Origin of the sequence: Rhizobium sp. R86522, assembly GCF_042466255.1 — a bacterium.
Lineage (GTDB): Bacteria > Pseudomonadota > Alphaproteobacteria > Rhizobiales > Rhizobiaceae > Allorhizobium.
In genome coordinates this window covers 3,604,022-3,627,129 of record NZ_JAXHBX010000001.1, presented here as the reverse complement: position 1 = coordinate 3,627,129, position 23,108 = coordinate 3,604,022, and the positions used below count along the sequence as shown (strand labels likewise).

The following is a 23,108-nucleotide window of genomic DNA, read 5'->3' as shown; positions in this document are numbered from 1 at the left end:
GCCATTTGCAAAACAGTGTGTCCGGTAAACCCAGGAGTGGTTTGCCGGCACCTTTTCGTTTGGTCTTTCAACGGAGGTTTCAGCCCGGTTCATGTGTGGCATTTGTGGAGAAGTGAGATTCGATGGCGCTTCGCCGTCGGTAGCAGCAGTTTCGATCATGGCGGACGTCTTGGCCCCACGAGGGCCGGATTCGGCCGGCGTGATGGTCAGGGGCAATGTCGGGCTCGGCCATCGACGATTGCGCATCCTCGATCTTTCCGACAAATCACAGCAGCCGATGGTCGATCCCGATCTCGGCCTTTCGCTCGTCTTCAACGGCTGTATCTATAACTTCCGTGAACTGCGCAGCGAACTGGAAGCCAAGGGCTACCGCTTCTTCTCCGATGGCGACACCGAAGTTATCCTGAAGGCCTGGCATGCCTGGGGCACGGACTGCGTATCCCGCTTACACGGCATGTTCGCCTTCGTCATCCACGAGCGCGACACCGGCCGCGTCGTCATGGCGCGCGACCGCTTCGGCATCAAGCCGCTCTATCTGGCGGAAGTCTCCGGTGGCCTGCGTTTCGCCTCCTCGCTTCCCGCCATCGTCAAGGCGGGTGGCGTCGACACCGCGATCGATGTCACGGCGCTTCATCACTACATGACCTTCCACGCCGTCGTGCCGCCGCCGCGCACGATCTACAAGGGCGTGCGCAAGCTTCCCCCGGCAACGATCAGGGTCTACCAGCCTGATGGCAGCTTCAAGGACAAACGCTATTGGGACCCCGCCTATACGCGCCGGGCCGAAGATGCAGGCATGAGCCGCGAGGACTGGCAGGAGCAATTGCTCGATGCGCTTCGTCTCGCCGTCAAGCGCCGGATGATTGCCGATGTCCCCGTTGGCGTCCTTCTGTCAGGCGGCGTCGATTCCAGCCTGATCGTCGGTCTGCTCGCGGAAGCAGGTCAGACGGGCCTGATGAGCTTCTCCGTCGGCTTCGAGGAAGCCAATGGCGAAAAGGGCGACGAATTCGTCTATTCGGATCTGATCGCCAAACGCTTCGGCACCGACCACCACAAGATCTTCGTACCCTCGGCCGATCTGATGGGCGCGCTTCCCGGCACCATCGCTGCCATGTCCGAGCCCATGGTCTCCTATGACAATGTCGGTTTCTACCTTCTGTCGAAGGAAGTCTCGAAACACATCAAGGTCGTCCAGTCAGGCCAGGGCGCCGACGAGGTCTTCGGCGGTTATCACTGGTATCCGCCGCTGGTCGGCTCCACCGATGTCGTCAGCGACTACGGCCGCGCCTTCCGCGATCGCTCGCATGAAACGCTGACAACCCAGCTCCGGGACCGCTGGATCACTGAGCGCGATGTCAGCGGCGACCTGCTCCGCGAACATCTCCTGCGCGCCGGTGCAGACAGCCCGGTCGATCAGGCACTCCGCCTCGACAGCAATGTCATGCTCGTCGACGATCCGGTCAAGCGCGTCGACAACATGACCATGGCCTGGGGCCTGGAAGCGCGCGTGCCCTTCCTCGATCACGAACTGGTCGAACTCGCCGCCCGCATTCCCCCGGAGGAAAAGCTCCGCGACGGCGGCAAAGGCATCCTCAAGGATGTCGCCCGCAAGGTCATCCCCTCCGAGGTCATCGACCGCAAGAAGGGCTACTTCCCGGTACCCCAGCTGAAATACATCGCCGGTCCCTATCTCGACATGCTCCGTGACGCCCTGTCGTCCCAGGCTGCCCGCGAACGTGGCCTCTTCCGCCAGGATTACATCGATCGTCTGGTGGCCGATCCCGCAGCGCATATCACGCCGCTGCAGGGCTCCGAACTCTGGCAGATCGGCCTTCTCGAAATGTGGTTGCAGGCTCAGGAGAACTGACGTGAGCAAGGCAGAGAAGAAGCCCGCCACCCAGCCGCGCAAGGCGCGTCGCGGCAACGCGCTATCGCATCGGCTGACGCGCCTCAGAACCCCTGGCGGCAGTGGCCAGGGGGCAACCAGCCGCACTTGTGAACCGGATGCACGCAACCGCAACGTCGCCCTCGATTGCGGCTGGGGTCGGCTTCTTTTCACGCCGACCTTCGAGGCCTATACCGACCTCCTCGAAGCGCTCCGCGAAGAAGCCCCCGACACGCGCGACATCGCCTTTCACGTCGGCGATCCCCATGTCCTGCTCGCCCAGGCACCGCAGGAGATCTTCCTCGATCCGTCCCACACCTTTAGGCTCGATCTCTCCACCTATCGCGCCGGAGGCCGCCGCCCCAAGGGCGTCACCATCAGGCGTTTCTCCTCGGAAAGCGATGCGGCGGGTATCAATGCGGTCTATGCCAGCTGCGGCATGGTCCAGGTGCGCGAGGACTTTTTCACCGGCGAGCGTGACAACAGGCCGGTCACCTATTTCGTCGCGCAGGACGATCTGACCGGTGAGATCGTTGGAACCGTCACCGGCATCGACCATCACCGCCTCTTCGACGACCCGGAGCGTGGCGCCTCGCTCTGGTGCCTCGCCGTCCACCCGCAAGCCCGCCAGCCGGGCATCGGCGAGGGCCTTGTGCGTATCCTTGCCGAACATTTTCAGGCGCGGGGCCTCGCCTATCTCGATCTCTCCGTCCTGCATGACAACGACAAAGCGATCGGCCTCTACGAGAAGCTCGGCTTCCGCCGGGTGCCGCTCTTTGCCGTCAAGCGCAAGAATGCCATCAACGAGAAGTTCTTCGCCCAGCCGGTCGAGGGCTACGAGGCGCTCAACCCCTATGCCCGCCTGATCGTTGACGAGGCGCTCCGCCGCGGCATCCATGTCGAGGTGACCGATCCCGAAGGCGGCTTCTTCCGTCTGAGCCATGGCGGGCGCAGCATCCACTGCCGCGAAAGCCTCTCGGACCTCACCTCATCGGTCGCGATGTCGATCTGCGACGACAAGGCCGTCACCCGCCGCTTCGCCCAGACGGCGGGTCTCAGAGTCCCCGAACAGCTCTCCGCAGACGCCCCCGAGGACGAAAAGCACGCCTTCCTCGAAAAACACGGCAAGCTGGTGGTGAAGCCCGCCCGCGGCGAACAGGGCCGGGGCATTTCGGTCGGCATTTCCTCGATGGACGCCCTGCAGGCCGCCATCCGCCAGGCCCGCCAGGTCTGCGACCGTGTGCTTCTGGAAGCCTGTTTCGAAGGGGAAGACCTCCGCCTCGTCGTCATCGACTACAAGCTCGTCGCCGCCGCCGTGCGTCGCCCGCCCCGCGTGATTGGTGATGGCCGCTCGCCGATCCGCAGGCTGATCGAACAGCAGTCCCGTCGTCGCGCTGCCGCAACCGGTGGCGAAAGCCGGATTCCTGTTGATGCCGAGACGAAGCGATGCCTCGCCGAGCAGGACCTCGATCTCGACAGCGTGCTCGAAGATGGCCGCGAAATCACCGTCCGCAAGGCTGCCAATCTCCACACCGGCGGCACGATCCATGATGTCACTGCTACTGTCCATCCCGACCTTGTCGATGCCGCCTGCCGGATCGCCAAGGCCATCAAGATCCCGGTCGTCGGCATCGATTTCATGGTCCATGATCCTGCAAAACCGGACTACGTATTCATTGAAGCCAATGAGAGGCCCGGGCTTGCCAATCACGAGCCGCAGCCAACGGCCGAATGCTTTATCCAGCTGCTGTTTCCCGGCAGCCGGGCCCGTGAGCGCCGCAACGCCTGACGACAGGCGTGATCGATAAGACCCGAAGAAGAAGGGCGGCATTCCGGTGCCGCCCTTCTTCTTTGGAGCCCTCATCATGGCTATTGCGACTCTCCGATCGTGTCCGCCATATGCGCGCCCCGACGTCCCATCGGCTCTGCCGGTCCAGTCGTCGTGTCCACTGCCGTCTGATGTTCGAGCTCCGCATTCAGCATGGCCCCGACAATCAGGATCACCACCGACAGCCAGGTCCAGAACATGAAGGCGATAAATGTGCCGAGCGCGCCATAGGTCGCGTTGTAGTCGGCGAAATTCTCCAGATAGAAGGAGAAGCCGAGCGACATGATCATCCAGACGAGCGAACTCAGCAAAGTGCCCCAGGTCAGCCATCGCAGTTGGGCGTTCTCGCGGCTCGGCCCATAACGATAGATCATCGCGGACCCCAGCCAGATCACGCCGATCAGGATCGGCCAGCGGATAAACCCGACGATCATTTCGGCCCGCGCGGAAATGAAGACGACCGACATGATCAGCGGCAGAATTGCGAGTGCCGTGACGACGACGGCGAGAACGGCCATGGCGCCAAGTGTAAATGCGACGGCCAGAAGCGTAGTATGGACGAAGCCGCGTTTCTCCTGTTCCTCATAGGCAATGTTCATGGCCTCGAAGAGCGCCAGCATCCCGTTGCGGGCACTGAACAGCGACACGCCAAGACCGACCAGAAAACCCGTGCTCAAGGTGCTGTTGTTTTCGTCGGCCAGCGCCTGCAACTGACCCAGGATCATCGTGACCCCATCGGCAGGCAGCAGTTCGGAGAGGAAATCCAGCCGTCCGGCGATCGTGGTCGGATCGGCAATCAGGCCATAAAGCGACACCAGCGCTGCAAGACCGGGAAACAGCGACAGCATCACGTAGAAGGACACGCCTGCTGCAGCGAGCGTGACCCGGTCGGATGTCAGCCGCGACAGGACCCTGAGCGAAACGTCCCACAGGCCACGCACCGGAATGTCGCTGGGGCTGCACGCGTCTCGCCCTCGTTCATCGCGGACTTGGGAGGCAGTGAGGGGCGTGGATGAAGGTGTCACTGGCGGCATGTCGGGCTCCTTGTTGTCAGGGAAACTGGTCCACATGCCGCCATGTTCCCTGCCGAGACGAGAGAAGCCGGGCGGAACCGTAGCCGGCCGAGGTCGGTTGGGCTCCCAAATGCTTCACAGGGAGAAGACCATGTCCGACAATACTAAGCACCAACTATCGACCGGCCATCAGCGGGAGGAGGTCGATCCGCATCTGGCGCAGCCCTTGGAAGCCGCCGCGCGCCGGTCGGATGCAGCCGCCGTGGAACATGGCATGTCGAGGGGCGATGAACTGCTCAGCATCTACCGGCTGGAGCCCATAGCCGCGCCGGACGATCCGCGTTGGGACAATGCCCCTGGCCATGGTGTGGTGACGGTAGCCGCCCGCTCAACGGGCGATGCCCGCCTCGTCGCGGCCTCGCAGGAGCTGGACTATATGGAAATCGACGCCAAACCTGCCGAGGACGTGACGACCGGAATGGCAAGTGCCTTCCGCTCGGAGAAACTCTACACGGTCACCGAGATCGCGCGTGACAGGCAGGGTCTCACCCGCGGCCTCATCGAGGGCGAGATCGGCGTAGACACGATCAGACCCGTCCAGATCTGATCGAAGCGTGGCTGTCATGATGCCGGCCTGAGGGAAGCGGGCCACACCCGCTTCCGCTTTTGCCGTTTTCGAAGTAGCTCGGGCCTCAGACCTTGGCGCTTTCCCCAGCCTCTTGCCGTGAAACGAATTCCATCGTCACCTCACGTAGATTGTCCTTCAGCCATTGGGCCATGTTCTCTTCTTCCGCGAGGTTCTGCTGCAGGCCGCTGGCCGCGCCTTGGAACCCACCCATTTCCGCCATGACCATCAGCGAGTTATAGGCGGCGATCTCGTAATTCTCGAAAGCCTGGTTGGCGAATGAGTTCTTCAGGATCTCGTCACCCGCCATGGCGTGGCTGATTGCAGCCATGCTGCCGCCTGCCGAGAGCATCCAGTCCTTGATGGTCGAGTGATCCTCGTCGAGGCTCGCGAGGATGTCCTCGAGCCGCTTCAACTGCACTTCGGTCTCCTGCAGATGCTGTTCCAGTCGCCGTGCCACCTGAGGATAGTTTTCGATTCGGGAAAGCTGTGGCTTGATGATCGAGATTGCCTGGTTTTCCATCGCATGCGCATTGCGCAGGCCGGTAACGAAAAGCGAACGTCTGTCTTCTGCCATTGTCTCTGTCTCCTTGATCTGACCGTCTCCGAACCGCGAGTCCCCTGAAGGGTTCCCAGTGGCCAAGATGCCGGGTGGATCATGGAAAAGGCACGCCGCAGCCTGGCGTGCCTTATTGAAGACTGGTCTGTTGCCCGCGCTGGACCTTTCGGCGATCCGGATCAGCCTTCGAAGTCGCCCTCGGCATTCACCTCGCGCCCGCCGACGATGATCGCTCGTTTGCCGACATGGTTGGCAGCACCGACGATGCCTTCCTGCTCCATCCGCTCCACAAGCGAAGCCGCCTTGTTGTAGCCGATGGATAGCCGGCGCTGGATGTAGGAGGTCGAGCACTTCTTGTCGCGCAGCACAACCTTGACCGCCTTGTCGTAGAGGTCGTTGCCGTCCTCTTCCGCCATCGCGCTCTTGTCGAAAACGGCCACGTCCTCTTCCGGCTCTTCTTCGGCTTCGTCCGCATCCTCAGTCACGGTGCCCAGATAGTCCGGACGGCCCTGCATCTTCAGATGCGCGACGACCTTCTCGACTTCCTCGTCGGAGACGAAGGGACCATGTACGCGGGCAATGCGCCCGCCGCCGACCATATGCAGCATGTCGCCCTGGCCGAGCAGATGTTCGGCACCCGGCTCACCCAGAATGGTGCGGCTGTCGATCTTCGAGGTCACCTGGAAGGAAACGCGCGTCGGGAAATTCGCCTTGATCGTGCCGGTGATGACGTCGACCGAGGGCCGCTGCGTCGCCATGATCAGGTGGATGCCGGCCGCACGCGCCATCTGCGCCAGTCGCTGGATCGCACCTTCGATTTCCTTGCCGGCAACCATCATCAGGTCGGCCATCTCGTCGACCACGACGACGATGTAAGGCATCGGCGAGAGATCGAGCTCCTGCTCCTCGTAGACAATCTCGCCGCTCTGCCGGTCGAAGCCGGTCTGCACGCTCACGGTGATCGTCTCGCCTTTTTCGCGCGCCTGGGCGGCACGGGCATTGTAGCCGTCGATATTGCGCACGCCGAGGCGGCTCATCTTGCGATAGCGATCCTCCATCTCGCGGACCGCCCACTTCAGCGCCATCACGGCCTTCTTCGGATCGGTAACGACAGGGGTCAAGAGATGCGGGATGCCGTCATAGACGGAAAGCTCCAGCATCTTCGGATCGACCATGATCAACCGGCATTCGTCCGGCCGGAACCGGTAAAGCAGCGACAGGATCATCGTGTTGATCGCGACCGACTTGCCCGAACCGGTGGTACCGGCAACGAGCAGATGCGGCATCTTTGCGAGTTCCGCGATCACGGGCTCGCCACCGATGGTCTTGCCGAGGCAGACCGGAAGCTTGTAGCGCGTCTCGGCATAATCGGGCGTCTCGATCAGCTCGCGCAGATAGACCGTCTCGCGTACCGGGTTCGGCAGTTCGATGCCGATCACATTGCGACCGGGGACAACAGCGACGCGGGCAGATAGCGCCGACATTGAACGGGCGATATCGTCGGAGAGACCGATGACGCGGGAAGACTTGACCCCCGGTGCCGGCTCGAATTCGTAGAGCGTGACGACGGGGCCGGGACGTACGTCGATCACTTCGCCCTTGATGCCGAAATCTTCGAGCACGCTTTCAAGAAGCCCGGCGCTTTGCTCCAGCGCCTCTGCCGTCATCGTCACGCCCGTCTGGACCGGCGGCATCTGCAGGAAGTCGAGGTAGGGAAGCTCATATTCGCCTTCGCCCAGCGCTTCCTGCGCTTTGAACAGCGGCTGGCGTGGCAGGGCGGCAGACATCGGAGCAATCGACGAATGGTTCGCCTGAAGCGGCTCCGGAACAACGGCCTCAAGGGGGGCAACCGTCTCGGTCGCCGCTGCCTGCGCCTGCTGCAACGCGTAGGACGGCGCTGACACCTCCCGATATGCGACTTCCCGATACAGCGCGACGACCGAGCCCGGGGTTGCGTCGAACACGGGCTTGCGCGCCGCAACGGTCACCGGATGTGCGGTGGCCGAAACCCCTTCTGGGCGATAGCGCACGACTTCGGCGCGCACCGTTGAAACAGCCTGAGGTGCAGGTGCTGGAATGCTGCGAACCGGCTGCGGTGCGGTGTGCTGAGCCCTTTGCGGAGCCGCCGGCTGGCAAGCCTGTGAAACAGGTTGCGCAATCGGGGTCCGCGCCATTTCGATCTCCAATGGAGCATCCACCGGCGCGATCATCGCCTCGAAGAAGATGTGGTCCGACAGCAGCGCTGCGATCGGCAGACGCTCAACCTGCGCTTCGTGCGCGACCGCAGTCACTGCCTCGGGCTGCGTCGGTGACGGATTGGTCATCTGCGTCCACGCGGCAAAGCCTGATGTAACAGATGCCGTGACGGCCGGAGCCGTGACAATAGGCTGGACGGATGGCGGAGCAAACACAGGAGCCGCAACCGGCTCAGGTGCAGCCGCTGCAGGCGGTGTCCGCAGAAACGCATTGCGCACCATCGGCGGACGCGCTGCGGGGGCCGCCTGCTGGGCAGCAAGCCGCAAAGCTTCGGCCTGCTGGGCGAGCGACCGCTGCAGGTGCGGCGGCACATGAGCCTCGGTCGTCGGTCGAGCATTTGTCCCGACGGTCGCGGCCTGGGTGCTGGCAAGCACGCTACGCATGCCCTGCACCAGGGGCGCCGGTTGAACGGGCTGTGGGGCAGGGCCGATTTCCTGCGGCGATGCGCCATCTGCCATCGATGCTTCCCAGGCGGCCTGTTCGGCCTGCTGGCGGGCGAGTTCCCGGCGAAGCTTGTAGGTGAGCGCGCGCGCGCCCACGGCATCCGGCGGCTGCGGCAAGGTCACGGAAGCAGGCATGCGCGGCACTTCGGCCTTCGGCGCCGGGACGGGTGCGGGTGCGCCTGTGCGCGGCAATCCGGCATAGGGTACGCTGCTCGCCGCAGAAGAGGCAGGCCTTGCTGGGGCAGGGGCCACCGGCTGAGCTGTCGGCTGATAGGCTTGTCGTGTGGGCGCCTGAGGCATCGCCGGCTGTTGTGCGACCGTCCGTGCAGGCGGTGCGCTCGGCTGGGCGACAGGCGCAGGCGTTGGCTCGGCCTTGCCCGGCACGCGGTCGGGCGTGCGGGTGAAACGCACATTGGGACCTAACACGAAGGCCTTCTGCCAGACGGGCGTTTCCTCACGCCCCTCGATCTGGTCGGCTGCCGACTGATCGGCGCCTTCACCCTTGTTGTCCCCTAAATGATTGACCTGATACGCGGAATTTGAACGGGGAGGGTGCATCGGAAACCTGAACGCTGGCGGGATACAAGAACGCGAAAACTGAGCTATCTGAGTAGAAAATAAAGGTTAACGACCGCTTTCTGTCCGGCAGAAATCTCTAATGCACGAAGGGTCTGAATCGGGCCCTTTCGTCCCCGATACCGCTGTTGCCAAAGCCGAATTTCGCCCCTCGCCGGAAGATGCTGCCCCCCAAGTTTTTTTCTCGCACCGTGTCTCCGCTCGGGCTATGGACGGGGACGAACAGAAAGCCGGTCATGTCGAAGAAAGAGAAGCCCAGTCCCCTGAAGAAGCTCCTGAAGGCCTGGACATCAGCGGGGCCCGAGGATCGCCAGGCCTTTCTGGATCTGGTCTCGGCAGAAGTGCGGGCCCGCGCATCGGCCGCCCCCGATCCGTCCGGTGCCGAACCAATTCCAGACGACGCCGCGGCCCTCATCGCCAATGGCCGGTATCTGCTGCCATCGACGATCGAGCGGGTCGAAGCGGTCATGCGCGCTCGAAAACTCTCGCCCTCCGGTGTCATGGCCGAACTCGGCTTCTCCAGCCGCGACGCCTCGCTCACCCGCGCGCTCGCCATGAAAGCGGCCTTGCGCCTCTCCGTGATCGCGGCACTTGCCGAGTGGCTTCTCGCACACGAAGCAGACGGCTGAGGCAGCACACTATGCCGTTCACCCTCGTCGCGCCGGTTGAGTTCGTTCAGGACATCAAGAAAAGCCGCTTCATCGCGCAAGCGGCACCGATTGCCAGCGAAGAGGAAGCCAAGGCCTTTCTCGCCTCGGTCTCCGATCCCGCCGCCAATCACAATTGCTGGGCCTGGCGCATCGGTCAGGCCTACCGTTTCTCCGACGACGGCGAGCCCTCGGGCACGGCTGGCAAGCCGATCCTCCAGGCGATCGATGGCCAGGAACTCGACGGTATCGTTGTGGTCGTGACCCGCTTCTTCGGCGGCATCCTGCTCGGCAGTGGCGGTTTGATGCGTGCCTATGGCGGAACGGCTGCCCAGATGCTCCGATCGGCCGACAAGCGGGAGATCATCCCGATGGTGACGGGCGAATCATCGGTCAGCTTCTCGGACCTCGCCCTCGTGAAGTCGCGGCTCGCCGCAATCCCGCATCTCACCTTCGTCGAAAGCTTCACGGCAGAGGGTGTCGATCTCGCGGTCACGCTGAGGCAGGGCGATGAGGATCAGGCGATCCGGCTGGTGCGCGATCTCACCAGCGGCCGGTCAAGCCTCGTCTTTCCGGACTGAGCGCTCAGCTCTTCTTTTTCGGCATGTCCTGGCTGGAAAGCTGCTTCCAGGAATTCTGCTGGGCAAGCATGCCGCGCAGATATTGCAGATTGGCCGCCGCCTGCTGCGGATCGAGCTCCTGGGCCGCCAGCTGTTCTGCCTCCTGGAACCGGCCCTGCAGGCCGACCACCAGCGCGAGGTTCTGACGGACCCGGCTGTCGGCACGGGGTTGCTGCGACGCCTGGCGCAGATAGTCCTCGGCCGTCTTCAGGTCGCCCGAAAGCACGAAGGACATGCCCATGTTCGACAATACGCTTGGATCGTTCGGCTGCATCTGCAGCGCCATGCGGTAACGCGAGCGCGCCTCGCTGGAACGGCCGAGCTGGTCGAGCACGGCCCCTTCCGCCGAATAAAGCCGCCAGTCGGGTCGGTCCGGTGTCTGCGCCCGCTGAATGGTGCCGAGTGCCTTTTCCAGCTGCCCCGCCGCAGCCTGCGCCTTGCCGAGTGAGGAGAGCACCTCGCGATCGTTCGGATGGGCAATCGCCACCTGCTGCATGACAGCAAGCGCCTGCGTATTGCGGCCTGTCATCATCAGTCCATTGGCATAGGAGAGGCCGATATTCCGGTCCTTCGGGTTGCGGTCATAGGCCTGGCCGATGCCTTCCACGGCGCGGCTCAGTTGCGGACCGCTGAGCGAATCGAGTTGCTGGCTTGCCTTGGGGATCGAGCCCGTCGTCAGCTCCTTCTTCGCCGAGCCGCAGCCGGTGAGCGTCATCGCCGCCATCACCAGACCTGTCATGGCCACGATCCGCAGATGGTTTGCCGAGCCTGGAATTCGCATGCGCATGGTGATCGTCCCGAGTTAGCTAGTCCCCGCCGCCGCGCCTCGTCCGGGCGGCGCAACCTCCACTCAAGCAATAATCTGTTAACCCTAACGGAGTGTTAATCGAGCCCCCAACGATTCTTCAGCCGAATCTCCAGAAAGCGTCTCGCCATGGCCCCGTTCCAGTATATCGAAAGACCGTCCCCCTTCAGCACCAAGGGCGGCAAGACGCTCCCGGTCTTCGCCGTCACCCCGGCCCATGTCGAGACCGGCACGCTGGAACCACTCGCCCTCGACTGGGCCAAGAAGGCCGGCTTCAAGGCCGAGGCCGGCTCGGTGCTGCTGATCCCCACCGCCGACGGCCATGTGGGTGGCGCGCTGTTCGGGCTCGGCGCCAACCCTTCCGAAAATCCCTATCTGACTGGCAAGCTCGCCCGTGCGCTGCCGGCCGGCGAATGGCACATCGAAACCGCCCCGCTCACCGCCAACCGCCTGCTGCTCGGCTATGGCCTCGGCGCCTACAGCTTCGACCGTTATCGCTCCGAGCGGGTCACGGAACCGCGCCTGCTGATCCCGCAGGATGCCGATGCCGCCGACATCAAGCGCCAGTTGGCGGGCGTCTATCTCGCCCGTGACCTGATCAACACCCCGGCCAACGACATGAGCCCGGCCGATATCGAAGCCGCCGTCCGTCGCCTCGCCGAACACTACAAGGCCGAGGTCTCCGTCATCACCGGCGACGAACTCATCGAGAAGAACTTTCCCCTCGTCCACGCCGTCGGCCGCGCCTCGACGGTGGCCCCGCGCTTGATCGAAATGCGCTGGGGCAAGAAGGGCCATCGCAAGGTCACCCTTGTCGGCAAGGGCGTGAGCTTCGACACCGGCGGCCTCGACATCAAGCCGGCCTCCTCCATGCTTCTGATGAAGAAGGACATGGGTGGCGCCGCCAATGTTCTCGGCCTTGCGCTGATGATCATGGATGCCAAGCTCAAGGTTGATCTCCACGTCGTCATTCCCGCGGTCGAAAATGCCATCGCTGGCAATGCCTTCCGTCCCGGTGACGTCTACAAGAGCCGCAAGGGTCTGACCGTCCAGATAGACAACACCGATGCCGAAGGACGCCTGATCCTTGCCGATGCGCTGGCCTATGCCGACGCCGAAGAGCCGGATCTGCTGATCGACATGGCCACCCTGACGGGGGCCGCCCGTGTCGCGCTCGGCCCGGATCTGCCGCCCTTCTTCACCGATGACGAAGACCTTGCCCATGGCATCGCCGATGCGAGCCTCGCGGTCGACGATCCGCTCTGGCGCATGCCGCTCTACAAGGGGTATGAGCGCATGCTGAAGGCCCAGATCGCCGACGTGACGAATGCCCCCTCGGGCGGTATGGCGGGCGCCATCACGGCCGCCCTCTTCCTCAAGCGCTTCGTCTCGCCGGGCCGCCGCTGGGCGCATTTCGACATTTTCGGCTGGTCGCCGACGGAGCGGGCCCATTCGCCTGTCGGCGGCGAGGCTCAGGCGATCCGCGCGCTTTACCGCTACCTGCAGTCCGGCGCCGACTGAGCCTGAATCCACCAGCCCCTTGCCAGATCGTTCCTTTACCGGAATGATACTCGCGAGGGGCTGCTGGCCCGGATCAGAACGAGGGGGAGGGGCCATGGGCCTCGAAATGACGGCGACCCAGGCGCTTTGCCTGTGGCACAGGGTGACCCTGGATCAGGTCCAGAAAGACGGCCACGACCTCACCATGCGTCAGCTCGCCGTGCTTCTCGAGATTTATCTTGTGCCGCCGCCCCATACGGTGCGCGGCCTTGCCGCAACCCTCAATGTCACAAAGCCGGTCATCACCCGCGCCCTCGATACGCTCGGGGAGCTGGGCCTCGTTGACCGTATCAGGGACGAGCTCGACCGCCGCAGCGTCATCGTCAAGCGCACCGTCGGCGGTGCGCTTTTTCTCGAAAAGTTCGGCGATAACATCATCGCCCGGGGCCGCGCGCTCGGCTGACGGAGACTTGATTATGCTCGACCGGCGCCTCAACGCCTTCCGGCCCGATCTCGCCGATATCGCCCTGAAGGGGCAAGTCGAAGCGGACAGGTTTGTCACCCCGGAACCGGCGATGATCACCCAGCCGGTCGTGCCCCTTCGTCCGAAAGCCGATCTTTCCACGGGAATCGATACCGAACTCCTGATGGGTGAAGAAGTCCGTGTTTTCGAGCGCAAGAATGGCTGGGCCTGGGTTCAGGCCGTGGATGATGGTTATGTCGGCTATCTGCTGGAAGAAACGCTCGGCGCTGTTGCCGTAGCAACCCATCTCGTCACTGTGCCGCGCACCTTCGTCTATTCTGGCCCCGATCTGCGCTTCCCGACGCGGATGGCCTTGTCGATGGGAAGCCGGCTAACGATCGAGGGGGAGGCGGAAACCCGCGGCACCCGCTATCTGCTGATGCCGGACGGCGGAGCCCTTGTTTCCCGCCACATTCGCCCGATCGCCGAACCTCCTGCACCGGATTACGTCGCCGTTGCAGCGCTGTTCCTCGAAACGCCCTATCTTTGGGGCGGCAAGTCCGGCTTCGGCATTGATTGCTCGGGCCTTGTCCAGCTGGCCATGCGCATGGCAGGGCAGAAGGCCCCGCGCGACAGCGACATGCAGGCATCGGGCCTCGGCGTGCCCGTGGAGCGTGCCGAACTCAGGCGCGGCGATCTCGTCTTCTGGAAGGGCCATGTGGCGATCATGGAAGACGAAACGACCATGATCCACGCCAACGGCAACACCATGTCCGTGGCCCGCGAGACGCTTGAGGCCGCCATCGAACGCATCGGCTGGCTCTACGGCACCCCGACCGGCTACCGCCGCCCCGTCGCCGAAACGTGATGATTCCGGTCTTGGTGCCGCCGCGTCGAGTGCCTATATCGGCACCATTAGAGCTGACGAGAAGATTGCCCATGCTGCCGGCCTGCCGAAAGAACAACACGTCCACGAAGATCAGCACTGCTCTGGTGCTGGCGTCGCTGACCGTCTTCGCAGCTGTCGCCCCCGCCTCAGCCTCAGAAGGCATCGCCTGGAGCAGAGCCGGACAGGAGAGTTTCAAGGACCTGCCTGGCGTCAAGCCGCAGGATCCTGTCAACCAGTTCGGTGAAAACGTCAGCTGTGAAACGCGGACGGTTGTCCCCAACCGCCATCACTTCGGTCGCGGTGATCTGCGCGACAGCCTGCCCTACACGGTCTATCGCTGCGAAAAGAACGGCATCGTCTATGAAGGCACCGAGCCGCCGCGGTCCGGCCGCATGTGGTATCCCGGCGTCAATCCAAGGGTTATCGACTGATATCGCGCTCCGGGGCGATCAGCCGTGATCGTCCTGGCCGAGCAAACCGTCGAACACTTCGATCAGCGCTTCGCTGATCGCGCCGCCGAGCTTGTGGCCTGCCTCGCGCAAACCGTCCTCGTCCATATCGCGCGCCGCAAGCGCCAGCGCCGTGCCCTCTTGGGCAACGATTTCCTTGGCACGTTCGATCGCCCAGAGGGCAAATTCGCTGCGGCTTTCGATGGCGACGGTCTCGTCCATGGTCTGTCCTTGTGGCGGTCTTGGGGTGCTCGGGAATGCGTGAAAAATCGCACTGAAAACGACAGTGCGACAGCACCGGAAACTCAATTTTCAGACAAGAAAAAAGCCCGGCAAGCCGGGCTTTTTAAAGTGTTTGAGGATAGCATAAACTGCTGATCTCAAATCGGAATTTGGTGCCCAGAAGAGGAGAGGTGAGCACCATACTCCAAATCAGACGCATCAAATCCACCATCAATATCAAAGGCTTATGAGACCATCGACGTCCAGGGCTTTCCCAGTGTGTACCCCGGTTTGTACCAAAAGTGTACCCCCTGCCCATCGATTTATTGTGCCTCACTTCCCACTCTGCTTGCGTTCCCGAAGCTTGCTCAGGAGGACGACAATCGGAGGGCCGAAAAGGGTCCCGTAGCCCACGATGGTCACGAGGGTGAGGAAGATGGTTTCTCCGGTGGTCATGGCGGGGTTCCTTGCGGGTAATCTGCGGGGTTCGCAGCGGGATAGGAGAGGGTTCAGGCGGAGAGGTGGAAAAATGTGGAAGGACAGACGAGAGCAAGATTACCCATGGGTCCCTCAGGGTGTCTTTGCGGCCTTCGCTTCGTCCAAGATCTTCTGAACGGCTGACTTGCTGAACCCCACCTCCGCCGCGATCTTGCGGACACTGATGCCTCCAGCGCTCAACTGAATGATTTCCGCTTTGATGCCTGGGGTGATCTGGGCGGGTCTCCCTCCGGTCCTGCCTTCGGCCTTGGCTTTGGCTATGCCTTCAAGCTGCCGCTCCTTCCGAAGCGCTGTCTCAAACTCTGCGATGCTGGCTAGGATGCCGAAGACGAGCTTCCCAGTGCGGGTGGTGGTGTCTAGCGTGGCATCGTCCAGCACCCGGAAGCCTACGCCCTTCTGGTTCAAGCCCTCAACGATCTGGTGAAGGTGTGAGGCAGAACGGGCGAGGCGGTCCAGCTTAGTCACAAGCAGCACGTCACCTTCTCGGACGAACCGAAGGCATTCCTCAAGGGCAGGGCGGTCCTTGTCCAAGCCCGACTGCTTCTCACTGAACAGCTTCTCCGCACCCGCTGCCGTGAGGCGGTCGATCTGGGTTGCGTGATCCTGTCCGGTTGAACTCACTCTCGCATATCCTACGATCATCTGCCGTCCACTTTCCTCTATAGCTGTTGTGGACGTAGACTTAGTGGACGCTAAATGGACAGTCAAGTGGGCAGTGTCCAGAAAGTAAACATTGTGGACAGGCGGGACTGTCGCTGTCCCTCCGGGTGTCCCGCTGCGATCCCCTGTCGGGGTTCTGAGGGGCTGCCGCTCCTGCCCCTCCCTTGCCCCCTGCCGATCCTCCGGGACAGTGCGGAGGTATCAGCGGCGATCAACAGGACGAACCAGAAGGACATGCCGGGAGCACCAAGAGGTGCCGGGGTCTTGGATCGATAGGCCGGGATAGGACAGGGCGGGACCCCACCCCCACCACCGGGGGGGTTTTAGCGAGGGGGAGTATACGTAATACGCTCACACAACTTTTGTAAAAAAGGTCGCGGGGTTCCTCAGGGACTCCCGCCGGGACCTGTGTGGTTTACCCGATTATCCGCCGCTTCTCTGCGTCATACTCCGCTGCGGTGATTGCACCGTCAGCCTTCAACTTGGCGAGCTTCTCCAGCTTCTCGACATTCGACAATCCGCCGCTCTGCGCTGCGCTGTCTTGGCTGGCTTTGCGCCGGGGCTTGCGGAAGAGGAGGTAGAGCGGGAGGAAGAGGATCAGGAAGACAACTATCCAGTGCCAAATCGAAAAGCTTCCCACGGTCTTCCTCCTCTGGTCTCGTTCTGATTGGGTTACTGCAACCATCGGTCAATGACAATGGCGAGCTAGTCTATGGGGCTCGCGTCGTGAAGGCGTTTCTTTCTGTTGCCGTCGAGGCCATTCATGCGCCTCCCGCAACTCGGATGGCCTGCGACACCTCCCGCAACAGAACGCTCTCTATGGGGCTCTGGGGAGTCAGGAGAGGCGGAGGAAGAGGCAGGGGACATGCTAGCCCAAAAATGAGCAATGCTGCGTTATCGCAGAGACAGCCGGAAGTGGGCCGATGTTTCCCATGGGACCCACTAGGAGAGAGACTGTCGGCTGTCCCTGCGATAGCGAAGCTATTGAAATCCCTGCGATATCGTAGAGTTTAACATGTTGCAGTCTGTCATTTCGTGTGAATTGTAGGAGGTCCCTGCCGCGATCCTGCGGCGTTCCAAGAGGAGAACAAGGGACATGCACACGCTCACCAATGCCGCCACTGTGACCACGCTGGATAACCTCTGGGGTGTCATCTACTTCGAAGAGGATGGCACGGTCCTCTGCACGGACTTCCTTGACGTAACCGACTATTTCGACGCTGCGGACCAAGCCTTAGAAGAGGCCGATGGGCTGGAGTTCAAGCTGGTCGAAGGGCTCGACATCGTGGGACCCTTGGCACCCGCTGGGAACCGGGAGCTATTCGGTCCTTCGATCTACTCGCTCCTGCTCGACTTGCTCGGCAGGGACAAGGCGGAGGAGGGTCTCGACCATGCCACGGCGTAAGCACGACAAGAAAACCCTCTACACGGTTGTCTTTTACGACGAGGCCGGGGAGGTGGTGTTCTCAGAAACCCGGCGAGCCTACGGGCCGGAAGACGTGGGTCTTTATGCCAGACAGCATATGCCGCTCGGCGCTGTCCGGTACGAGGCGTTTGACGAGGCGCTAGAGGTTCGGCAAATGACCCATGACATCACTGTGTCGCTGCGGACCCTCTTGAGGCAACACGGGGTTCCCTCGGTGTTCTCGCCGTGACACAGGAGGGACCTGCCGGTGCTGCTCCGCTCCTCACATTCACTGGGGGCCAGCGCTGGCGACCTGCTGTGTCAACAGGTACGCCTTGTCCGCGTCTGGGCGTTCTGGTAGTGGACAGCAAAATGTGCAGCTTGCAGCTGAAAGGTGTAGCGCGGTCATGAAGGACTTTTCGGCAAACAATGTACGCTGGAAGTGCGGTCTGCTCTTGTTACTCGCTTTGGTGATGCTCTACTTTGGCACCAGGATGGCCGGGTTGTGGGGCCCAGTGAAAGCCTCAAGTCGTTACAGCCCAGAATTTGTAATGGCGTTCGGCTGGCTGACCGTTGTAATTTCTACACAACTTGGTCTGGCATCTGCCTTCCGGTGTTGGAATACTCAAAACTACATCGGGATTGGGCCGGACGGCATTCTACACCGTGGATGGTCCACCGTGACAATTCCCTGGTCGGAATTTCACGAGATTTCGCGACGCACGTTTCGCAAGCACCGTGTAATTATGCTCCACCTGATCGATCGGAAGCGTTTCCCTCGGAGAGGCTGGATGGGTTGGGCAATGTGGTTACCGTTCTACCCGCTGGGCCACACCATTGAACTCAATCTCGGGGGAACTGACCAGAACTTTGATGCGGCGATGTCAGCGATCAAGTTCTTCGCATCCGACAAACAGGTCGTTGTTCGCGACTAGCTCGCACCTTCCGCCTCGGAGGGACCTGCCGGGGGCCGATGATCCCCCGGCGATCCTCTCGGGGAACGCTGGGTTCCGCGCTCCACCTGTCTCCACACCCTGCCTTGCTCCCCATGGGCGGTCTCTGCTAAGGCCGCTGCCGGGGACCACTTTGGAGGGTATAGGTTCATGTTCTTCACTCGTATTGGCAAGGTGATTGCGCACGTCATTTTTTGGGGCAGCATAGTGAGGCTCGCTCTGGCCTTCTTCGTCGCGTTCAACTCCGTTGACTCCGAGAGCAACCGGGCTGCATCGGCGCGGTATCTCGCGACTGCCACAAGTGGCGAGGCGATCAACCAAGCATTCGTCGGGCTTCTTCTCGGGCTTGCCCTTGGGGTTCTCTGCGAGATCAGCGCAAGGACCGGCGGGAGCGACAGGGCTTAACCTGTCTTCCCCTCCCTTCGGTGTCCAACTCCACCTCAGCCAAACGCTCCGTAGTTCGCCATGCCCGAAGAGGCGATGTTTGCGAACGTGGTCATTGGACTGACCTGCTGTTGAGATATGCCGTTTTGCGCGGTGATCTGCGAGGACTTCGAACCCAACGCATAGTTGGCCCGTGCGGCGTCCTTGCGATCCTTGGCACTCTCAATAGACAACGCTCCTTGTCGCCGCTGCTCGGCCATGCGTTGACCGGCAGTCGCTCCACCGATCCCGGCACCGTCTGTCTTGACTGCTGAGGCCATCCGGTCGGACTCAAGTTGGGCCTGATACCCCGCCTTGTTGGCGGCGTTGTCCTGCACAATCTGCTCTCGCTGCTGTGCGGAATACTCAAGCTTGGTTTGCTGGTTGATCATTTCGATGTTCTGATCAGCCGCCTGAGCCTGTCCAGCCGCCTGAGCGGCACCGGCTGCAATGCCGATTACTAATCCGGGATCACACACAGGCTTCCCTCCGAATTTCAAACGGATGGAAGAGTGCGCCACGGGTTCCCACTGGTTCCGCTGGCATGATCTCCGCACCTAGCGCCCTCAGCCATTTGTGGTGAAGATTGTTCTTGGCATAGGTGAAGTTCATGAGGCGGAGGAGGTTGCTGTCACCCTCAAACCAATGGCGGAGAACCTGTCTCGCTTCCTCCACCATGGCGCGGCTGTAGGCGTTTATGCGCTTGGTGCCGACAAGCCAGACAGCCTTGGTGTCCTTGCTGATCGCAGCGGTCCCAAAGATTAGCAGGGGAACGCCTTCGGCCTCCACCACCTTTACGCTGTCCGAAAGCTCGGCAGAGACAGAGAGGCGGGATAGGAAGTTGCGGCTTCCGCTGGCTGCTGCCAATTCCTGCTTGTCTGCGTTGCGAAGGTTGTCAGCCAGGTATTCCAGATCGCCAGATTTCAATCCGCGAATGAGTAGGGTCTCTCGCTTCATGCTGCGATCCTTTCAGTTGTTGAGATGTTGCCCCATTGGTCCGCCATGGCCTCCGCTATTCCCGTAAAGAACCGGCTGCGCTCTCGCCATCGGTTCGGGCCGGGTGACATGCGATGGACACGGGCCTCTCGTCCTTCAACGATTGCAGTCGGGACGAGGGGCGGGAGGTTGCGGAGCCATAGACAGGTGCGCTTCACCTCGGGGTGTCCAAACTGCCAAGGCTGGACGCTCTGCGCAAACTCTTGGTAGTTCCGAATGCGCTCCTTTGCGTGTCGGTGCATCACTGGGTTTTCAATGCAGACGCGCTCAATTGGAGCATTCCAGAAAGCCGAAAACAGGGCTGCACCTTCTTCCAGCTCCGCCCACATTTCGTTTCGGGTCTTTCCAGGCGGAGGAGATGAAAGCCAGCGGACCCCTGAGTTACACAGGCGGGTGCATGGCGGGTGCGCCACCATGAGCAAATCCCATCCGTCGTTGAGGATGTCTCGGGCATCGCCGCGAATGTGGCGGTTGCTGCCGTCTTCTGCCGGAAGGAGGTCACAGGACCAAGCGTCATGACCGCGAGCGAGGAAGGCGTTGCGGACGGTCCCGGAGAACTCACAGGCGACGAGAACGCGAAAAGCGGTCATGCGGCTTCTCCCACGGCGGTTTCCGGGTGTGCGGTCGTGACCTCTGAGGGCCGTTGCGTTTCTCGGGTGACGCTAGGTGTCGCTGCTCCCGGCCCCGCTTCTTTCGTCACGAGCGCACGGGGGAATGGCCGGTGTTTGACGATGCGGACTGACTCGGCCTCGCTTTCGATGGCGTCCAGCCCTGCCCAAACGGCAATGGTGCGATCTCGTTTGAAGACTGGGATCAATCCGCCGTGGTCCAGCGACTTCGTGAGGATATGGGCGCGGGTCTCGGGGTCGATCCCTTGGGCGATCAGTTCCCGACAGATGACCGGGATAGGGCTTCGGGTCGTGGTCCTCTTGGGGATACGGCGGGTCGCCTTTGGCGGAGCCATGTCAACGGACGTGCCGCTCTCGACATGTCGGGCACCGTAGGAGCCGAAGAGTTCAATGGTTGCGATGGGGTCTGTGTGGCGGGTGGTCGTGGTCATGCTGCTGGATACCTTTTCCAGTATGCGGAGAACCGGGAGGGTGTCCCGGTGGGATTGCGTCGTGAAACGCTGAGAGCGGTCGAGGCGGCGCGGGGCTGCGACTGGACACGCTGAGGCGTCCCGCTGGGTGTCCCAGAGGGGCGGAAGGGGTGATGGGTTGCGAGGATGGGGGCGGTGTAGGGCGGAGGATGCCCTGTTTGACTCACAGGAGCCCGTGGAGAGCGTTCAGGGGTCCCGGAGGTGTCGAGATAGCGGAGAGGACGGGAAGGCCCTCAGCGAGTCTGTGGGGACTCGGAAGTATAGGTGCTGATGGAAACAGGGGAGGTGGATGTCTCGGAAGGACACCCGGGAGGAGCCATGGGATACCTTAAGGGAACCTTGAGGTTATCTCTAGGTACTACTCCTACTTTGTCTTTCAATAAACATTGCAGAGGTAACCTAAGGGTATCTTATATATAACTTAGAGTTATATCTTTAAGAAGCGCACACGCGATTACTATCTCCTGCTGTCACTGTCAATACCTTTGGTTGTGTTTTTTTGTTCGTGCTCGTCTAAGCTTCTGCTCCTGCCATTCCGGCTGTCCAATTCGGTCTGTCGTGGAGCTTCGTCTATTCTTGATGAAGGGGTAATTATTTTATTGTTTAGTTTCAGTGCTTTGGAGTGATTGCTAATGTGTCTTGCTGTGACCGCTGCCGGTGTCCCCTGCGGTGCACTGTCCGATCCCCCGGAGGATGCCGAGATTGCCGCTCGGATCACTTCGATTTTCTTGGTCTCTCTGTATGAAGGAAATTGCCGCCCTCGGGTGTCTGCGAGGGTCGCCGGGACCGCTGCCGGTGACCTGCTCCCCGCTTTGAAACCTGCATTCTTTCTGTTGCCGTCGAGGCCGTTCATGCGTGTTCCCGCTGCGACATGGCCGGTGATCCCGGAGGGGTGCGGACAGGTGCATTTCCCGCTACTTGAACTAGCGGTAATTGTTCAGCCCATCGCATGAGCTTTGTTCCATTCTTGGGCTGGTGAATGAAGCGGAGCTAATGGAACGGGAACGGCAGGTGAGCCGGAGGGGAACGGATGGTTTGCGCTAAGGGGCCTCAGGGGCTCGCTGACGCGCATAAGTTGTTTTCTGGTATGTGCACACCAAAAACTGCGGGATCGCTCTCAGCGAGTCCCTGAGGGCATCTGAGGGGCTATCGAAAGGTCGTGAGCAACGTTGATGACTGGAGGTGCGCTGGTTCGATTACACGAAAGGGGTGGGACCGTCCGAGCGCCTATAGTGTTCGTCCTTCGCTCTCTCCGCATCCAGGCTTATGCCAAGCACTTTCAACCGGATCTCCATCGCAGGAACCGACACTTGAAACTGCCTAGCGATCTTCTCAATGTCGTAGTGGCTCCAGACGAGCTCGTCTCTTACTGCTCGCTCCGGCATCAGGATTTCTGCGGCGAGCTTATTGGCCTCAACTTCATGGGCAGGACTCAGCGTCTGACCTGAGACCACTTGCCCACTGCTGAACAGTCGGTCTAGGTGTCCGTGTTGACGAAGAAGGTCTCGGTGCAAGAGATAGTGGGCCAGTTCGTGCGCGGCGGTGAAACGCCTCCGTTGCAGCGACTGATTGGAGTTCACCCGGATCTCGTACTTTCCATCGATCAAGTCGATGCTGCCCGAGACACCATCGTCCAGCGGCTCTTCGAAGTACTCAATGCCAAGGTCCCGGATAGCACCAATCACGTTGATCGGTGTCCGGCCTAGATAGCGCTCCAAGACCTCCATATCGCTATCGTTTTCCATTGTCTTCCTCGTCCAGGTTCCTCATTATCTCATTGATTTCTTTATCGGAAATCTCTTCTTCACCCAGCAGAACACGACTGTTCTTATAATCCGTCACCATCCGCCTCGCGATTGGAGGAACGATCTCCGCAGCCACAGCACGGGCAACGCGCTCCGCTTCCTCTCGTGCAATGCGCGTAGCCTCTTCCTTGGCTATAGGGATCGCGGCCTCCCTCGCTTCCCTCGCTGCCCTTGAGCGCACTTCGATGTAACCGAACAATGCGCCGACACCTACAAGGATGCCCACAAGGGCAATCAGCGACGATGCGAAGTCCAGTCTCCCGAGCTCGATAGCTATGCTCAGCGAGTTCTTACCCTGTGCCGTCTTCACCTCGTCGTAGAGCGCTCGGTCAACGAACTGGTGGTTTGACAGCAGGACGATGACAGCGACCGATAGCGCGATATTCCAAGCCAGCAGGAACGGGCTACGCATCAAAGTATACCATAAATGGCGACGGATGTGGGCATGGCAAGGTCTAGCCTAGGATTGGCTTTGTAGATTGGCTGTCG

General features: G+C 61.5%; 27 protein-coding genes. 13 read left to right on the top strand and 14 right to left on the bottom strand.

The genetic code is table 11. The features are described 5' to 3' along the window. Positions 1-91: 91 nt before the first annotated feature. Together SJY08_RS17620 and ngg are read left to right on the top strand one after the other, a co-directional pair. Positions 92-1,867, top strand: coding sequence for an N-acetylglutaminylglutamine amidotransferase (locus SJY08_RS17620; RefSeq protein WP_377277261.1), 1,776 nt, complete (start codon positions 92-94; stop codon positions 1,865-1,867). A gap of 1 nt (position 1,868) precedes the next feature. Continuing rightward, positions 1,869-3,674, top strand: a complete 1,806-nt coding sequence (gene ngg, locus SJY08_RS17615) for an N-acetylglutaminylglutamine synthetase (RefSeq protein WP_377277259.1) — start codon at positions 1,869-1,871, stop codon at positions 3,672-3,674. Positions 3,675-3,754: 80 nt separating this feature from the next. Here the strand turns inward: ngg and SJY08_RS17610 are convergent, their stop codons facing one another. Then, positions 3,755-4,747: a YihY/virulence factor BrkB family protein gene (locus SJY08_RS17610; protein WP_054149521.1), complete on the bottom strand. Its 993-nt coding sequence runs from the start codon at positions 4,745-4,747 to the stop codon at positions 3,755-3,757. 130 nt (positions 4,748-4,877) lie between these two features. Here SJY08_RS17610 and SJY08_RS17605 point away from each other — a divergent pair, with 130 nt between their 5' ends. Beyond that, on the top strand, positions 4,878-5,333 hold the full coding sequence (locus SJY08_RS17605) for a hypothetical protein (protein ID WP_054149471.1): 456 nt from the start codon (positions 4,878-4,880) through the stop codon (positions 5,331-5,333). Between the two features lie 85 nt (positions 5,334-5,418). Here the strand turns inward: SJY08_RS17605 and SJY08_RS17600 are convergent, their stop codons facing one another. Then, positions 5,419-5,928, bottom strand: a complete 510-nt coding sequence (locus tag SJY08_RS17600; RefSeq protein WP_054149472.1) for a ferritin-like domain-containing protein — start codon at positions 5,926-5,928, stop codon at positions 5,419-5,421. Positions 5,929-6,089: 161 nt separating this feature from the next. Beyond that, positions 6,090-9,167, bottom strand: a complete 3,078-nt coding sequence (locus tag SJY08_RS17595; RefSeq protein WP_377277256.1) for a DNA translocase FtsK — start codon at positions 9,165-9,167, stop codon at positions 6,090-6,092. 254 nt (positions 9,168-9,421) lie between these two features. Here SJY08_RS17595 and SJY08_RS17590 point away from each other — a divergent pair, with 254 nt between their 5' ends. Both SJY08_RS17590 and SJY08_RS17585 read left to right on the top strand, forming a co-directional pair. Beyond that, a complete protein-coding gene (locus SJY08_RS17590; RefSeq protein WP_069042557.1) occupies positions 9,422-9,814 on the top strand; it encodes a hypothetical protein in 393 nt (130 codons plus the stop codon). A gap of 11 nt (positions 9,815-9,825) precedes the next feature. Then, positions 9,826-10,413: a YigZ family protein gene (locus tag SJY08_RS17585; protein WP_054149475.1), complete on the top strand. Its 588-nt coding sequence runs from the start codon at positions 9,826-9,828 to the stop codon at positions 10,411-10,413. A gap of 4 nt (positions 10,414-10,417) precedes the next feature. On the opposite strand, the gene SJY08_RS17580 is transcribed toward SJY08_RS17585, so the two are convergent. Further along, complete coding sequence (locus SJY08_RS17580; protein ID WP_236759373.1) at positions 10,418-11,191, bottom strand: tetratricopeptide repeat protein; 774 nt, start codon at positions 11,189-11,191, stop codon at positions 10,418-10,420. A 195-nt stretch (positions 11,192-11,386) separates the two neighbouring features. On the opposite strand from SJY08_RS17580, the gene SJY08_RS17575 reads away from it, so the two are divergent. The 4 genes from SJY08_RS17575 to SJY08_RS17560 all read left to right on the top strand — a co-directional run bounded on the left by SJY08_RS17575 (position 11,387) and on the right by SJY08_RS17560 (position 14,540). Further along, complete coding sequence (locus SJY08_RS17575) at positions 11,387-12,778, top strand: M17 family metallopeptidase (RefSeq protein ID WP_069042556.1); 1,392 nt, start codon at positions 11,387-11,389, stop codon at positions 12,776-12,778. A gap of 94 nt (positions 12,779-12,872) precedes the next feature. Then, entirely contained in the window at positions 12,873-13,220 is a 348-nt protein-coding gene (locus tag SJY08_RS17570; protein WP_203019140.1) for a MarR family transcriptional regulator, read from the top strand. Between the two features lie 13 nt (positions 13,221-13,233). Next, a complete protein-coding gene (locus SJY08_RS17565; protein WP_377277252.1) occupies positions 13,234-14,088 on the top strand; it encodes an NlpC/P60 family protein in 855 nt (284 codons plus the stop codon). A 71-nt stretch (positions 14,089-14,159) separates the two neighbouring features. Then, positions 14,160-14,540, top strand: a complete 381-nt coding sequence (locus SJY08_RS17560; protein WP_377277250.1) for a hypothetical protein — start codon at positions 14,160-14,162, stop codon at positions 14,538-14,540. An 18-nt stretch (positions 14,541-14,558) separates the two neighbouring features. On the opposite strand, the gene SJY08_RS17555 is transcribed toward SJY08_RS17560, so the two are convergent. From SJY08_RS17555 to SJY08_RS17540, 4 genes are all read right to left on the bottom strand, one after another. Continuing rightward, positions 14,559-14,780, bottom strand: a complete 222-nt coding sequence (locus tag SJY08_RS17555; protein ID WP_377277248.1) for a hypothetical protein — start codon at positions 14,778-14,780, stop codon at positions 14,559-14,561. Positions 14,781-15,113: 333 nt separating this feature from the next. Further along, positions 15,114-15,236, bottom strand: a complete 123-nt coding sequence (locus tag SJY08_RS17550; protein ID WP_377277246.1) for a hypothetical protein — start codon at positions 15,234-15,236, stop codon at positions 15,114-15,116. A gap of 114 nt (positions 15,237-15,350) precedes the next feature. Beyond that, positions 15,351-15,920 (bottom strand): recombinase family protein, encoded by a 570-nt coding sequence (locus SJY08_RS17545; protein ID WP_377277244.1) that lies wholly within the window; start codon positions 15,918-15,920, stop codon positions 15,351-15,353. A 433-nt stretch (positions 15,921-16,353) separates the two neighbouring features. Next, the gene (locus SJY08_RS17540) at positions 16,354-16,578 is read right to left on the bottom strand and encodes an SHOCT domain-containing protein (protein ID WP_377277242.1); all 225 of its coding nucleotides are present in this window, start codon (positions 16,576-16,578) and stop codon (positions 16,354-16,356) included. A 456-nt stretch (positions 16,579-17,034) separates the two neighbouring features. On the opposite strand from SJY08_RS17540, the gene SJY08_RS17535 reads away from it, so the two are divergent. From SJY08_RS17535 to SJY08_RS17520, 4 genes are all read left to right on the top strand, one after another. Further along, positions 17,035-17,343, top strand: coding sequence for a hypothetical protein (locus SJY08_RS17535; RefSeq protein WP_377277240.1), 309 nt, complete (start codon positions 17,035-17,037; stop codon positions 17,341-17,343). After that, entirely contained in the window at positions 17,330-17,593 is a 264-nt protein-coding gene (locus tag SJY08_RS17530; protein WP_377277238.1) for a hypothetical protein, read from the top strand. The genes SJY08_RS17535 and SJY08_RS17530 overlap by 14 nt, the downstream gene beginning before the upstream one ends. 157 nt (positions 17,594-17,750) lie before the next feature. Beyond that, positions 17,751-18,278, top strand: coding sequence for a hypothetical protein (locus SJY08_RS17525; protein WP_377277236.1), 528 nt, complete (start codon positions 17,751-17,753; stop codon positions 18,276-18,278). Between the two features lie 168 nt (positions 18,279-18,446). Continuing rightward, positions 18,447-18,701 carry a hypothetical protein gene (locus SJY08_RS17520; RefSeq protein WP_377277234.1) on the top strand — a complete coding sequence of 85 codons (255 nt, stop codon included), beginning with the start codon at positions 18,447-18,449 and terminating at the stop codon, positions 18,699-18,701. Between the two features lie 35 nt (positions 18,702-18,736). On the opposite strand, the gene SJY08_RS17515 is transcribed toward SJY08_RS17520, so the two are convergent. From SJY08_RS17515 to SJY08_RS17490, 6 genes are all read right to left on the bottom strand, one after another. Then, positions 18,737-19,111 (bottom strand): hypothetical protein, encoded by a 375-nt coding sequence (locus SJY08_RS17515; RefSeq protein WP_377277232.1) that lies wholly within the window; start codon positions 19,109-19,111, stop codon positions 18,737-18,739. 79 nt (positions 19,112-19,190) lie between these two features. Next, complete coding sequence (locus SJY08_RS17510; protein ID WP_377277230.1) at positions 19,191-19,676, bottom strand: hypothetical protein; 486 nt, start codon at positions 19,674-19,676, stop codon at positions 19,191-19,193. Further along, positions 19,673-20,305: a hypothetical protein gene (locus SJY08_RS17505; protein WP_377277228.1), complete on the bottom strand. Its 633-nt coding sequence runs from the start codon at positions 20,303-20,305 to the stop codon at positions 19,673-19,675. The genes SJY08_RS17510 and SJY08_RS17505 overlap by 4 nt, the downstream gene beginning before the upstream one ends. Then, on the bottom strand, positions 20,302-20,775 hold the full coding sequence (locus SJY08_RS17500; RefSeq protein ID WP_377277226.1) for a hypothetical protein: 474 nt from the start codon (positions 20,773-20,775) through the stop codon (positions 20,302-20,304). The genes SJY08_RS17505 and SJY08_RS17500 overlap by 4 nt, the downstream gene beginning before the upstream one ends. 1,235 nt (positions 20,776-22,010) lie before the next feature. Then, complete coding sequence (locus tag SJY08_RS17495; protein ID WP_377277224.1) at positions 22,011-22,559, bottom strand: ImmA/IrrE family metallo-endopeptidase; 549 nt, start codon at positions 22,557-22,559, stop codon at positions 22,011-22,013. Further along, complete coding sequence (locus SJY08_RS17490; protein ID WP_377277222.1) at positions 22,546-23,031, bottom strand: hypothetical protein; 486 nt, start codon at positions 23,029-23,031, stop codon at positions 22,546-22,548. Before SJY08_RS17490 ends, SJY08_RS17495 begins: the two co-directional genes overlap by 14 nt. Positions 23,032-23,108 lie beyond the last annotated feature (77 nt).

What these genes read in the sequence shown, in the direction of transcription:
- SJY08_RS17545 (WP_377277244.1), bottom strand. Translation starts at nt 15,920, where the DNA reads ATGATCGTAGGATATGCGAGAGTGAGTTCAACCGGACAGGATCACGCA.
- SJY08_RS17515 (WP_377277232.1), bottom strand. Translation starts at nt 19,111, where the DNA reads ATGATCAACCAGCAAACCAAGCTTGAGTATTCCGCACAGCAGCGAGAG.
- SJY08_RS17520 (WP_377277234.1), top strand. Translation starts at nt 18,447, where the DNA reads ATGTTCTTCACTCGTATTGGCAAGGTGATTGCGCACGTCATTTTTTGG.
- SJY08_RS17510 (WP_377277230.1), bottom strand. Translation starts at nt 19,676, where the DNA reads ATGAAGCGAGAGACCCTACTCATTCGCGGATTGAAATCTGGCGATCTG.
- SJY08_RS17525 (WP_377277236.1), top strand. Translation starts at nt 17,751, where the DNA reads ATGAAGGACTTTTCGGCAAACAATGTACGCTGGAAGTGCGGTCTGCTC.
- SJY08_RS17495 (WP_377277224.1), bottom strand. Translation starts at nt 22,559, where the DNA reads ATGGAAAACGATAGCGATATGGAGGTCTTGGAGCGCTATCTAGGCCGG.
- SJY08_RS17605 (WP_054149471.1), top strand. Translation starts at nt 4,878, where the DNA reads ATGTCCGACAATACTAAGCACCAACTATCGACCGGCCATCAGCGGGAG.
- SJY08_RS17505 (WP_377277228.1), bottom strand. Translation starts at nt 20,305, where the DNA reads ATGACCGCTTTTCGCGTTCTCGTCGCCTGTGAGTTCTCCGGGACCGTC.
- SJY08_RS17595 (WP_377277256.1), bottom strand. Translation starts at nt 9,167, where the DNA reads ATGCACCCTCCCCGTTCAAATTCCGCGTATCAGGTCAATCATTTAGGG.
- SJY08_RS17590 (WP_069042557.1), top strand. Translation starts at nt 9,422, where the DNA reads ATGTCGAAGAAAGAGAAGCCCAGTCCCCTGAAGAAGCTCCTGAAGGCC.
- SJY08_RS17555 (WP_377277248.1), bottom strand. Translation starts at nt 14,780, where the DNA reads ATGGACGAGACCGTCGCCATCGAAAGCCGCAGCGAATTTGCCCTCTGG.
- SJY08_RS17490 (WP_377277222.1), bottom strand. Translation starts at nt 23,031, where the DNA reads ATGCGTAGCCCGTTCCTGCTGGCTTGGAATATCGCGCTATCGGTCGCT.
- SJY08_RS17575 (WP_069042556.1), top strand. Translation starts at nt 11,387, where the DNA reads ATGGCCCCGTTCCAGTATATCGAAAGACCGTCCCCCTTCAGCACCAAG.
- SJY08_RS17500 (WP_377277226.1), bottom strand. Translation starts at nt 20,775, where the DNA reads ATGACCACGACCACCCGCCACACAGACCCCATCGCAACCATTGAACTC.
- SJY08_RS17565 (WP_377277252.1), top strand. Translation starts at nt 13,234, where the DNA reads ATGCTCGACCGGCGCCTCAACGCCTTCCGGCCCGATCTCGCCGATATC.
- SJY08_RS17600 (WP_054149472.1), bottom strand. Translation starts at nt 5,928, where the DNA reads ATGGCAGAAGACAGACGTTCGCTTTTCGTTACCGGCCTGCGCAATGCG.
- SJY08_RS17560 (WP_377277250.1), top strand. Translation starts at nt 14,160, where the DNA reads ATGCTGCCGGCCTGCCGAAAGAACAACACGTCCACGAAGATCAGCACT.
- SJY08_RS17580 (WP_236759373.1), bottom strand. Translation starts at nt 11,191, where the DNA reads ATGACAGGTCTGGTGATGGCGGCGATGACGCTCACCGGCTGCGGCTCG.
- SJY08_RS17620 (WP_377277261.1), top strand. Translation starts at nt 92, where the DNA reads ATGTGTGGCATTTGTGGAGAAGTGAGATTCGATGGCGCTTCGCCGTCG.
- SJY08_RS17530 (WP_377277238.1), top strand. Translation starts at nt 17,330, where the DNA reads ATGCCACGGCGTAAGCACGACAAGAAAACCCTCTACACGGTTGTCTTT.
- SJY08_RS17535 (WP_377277240.1), top strand. Translation starts at nt 17,035, where the DNA reads ATGCACACGCTCACCAATGCCGCCACTGTGACCACGCTGGATAACCTC.
- SJY08_RS17570 (WP_203019140.1), top strand. Translation starts at nt 12,873, where the DNA reads ATGGGCCTCGAAATGACGGCGACCCAGGCGCTTTGCCTGTGGCACAGG.
- SJY08_RS17585 (WP_054149475.1), top strand. Translation starts at nt 9,826, where the DNA reads ATGCCGTTCACCCTCGTCGCGCCGGTTGAGTTCGTTCAGGACATCAAG.
- SJY08_RS17610 (WP_054149521.1), bottom strand. Translation starts at nt 4,747, where the DNA reads ATGCCGCCAGTGACACCTTCATCCACGCCCCTCACTGCCTCCCAAGTC.
- SJY08_RS17550 (WP_377277246.1), bottom strand. Translation starts at nt 15,236, where the DNA reads ATGACCACCGGAGAAACCATCTTCCTCACCCTCGTGACCATCGTGGGC.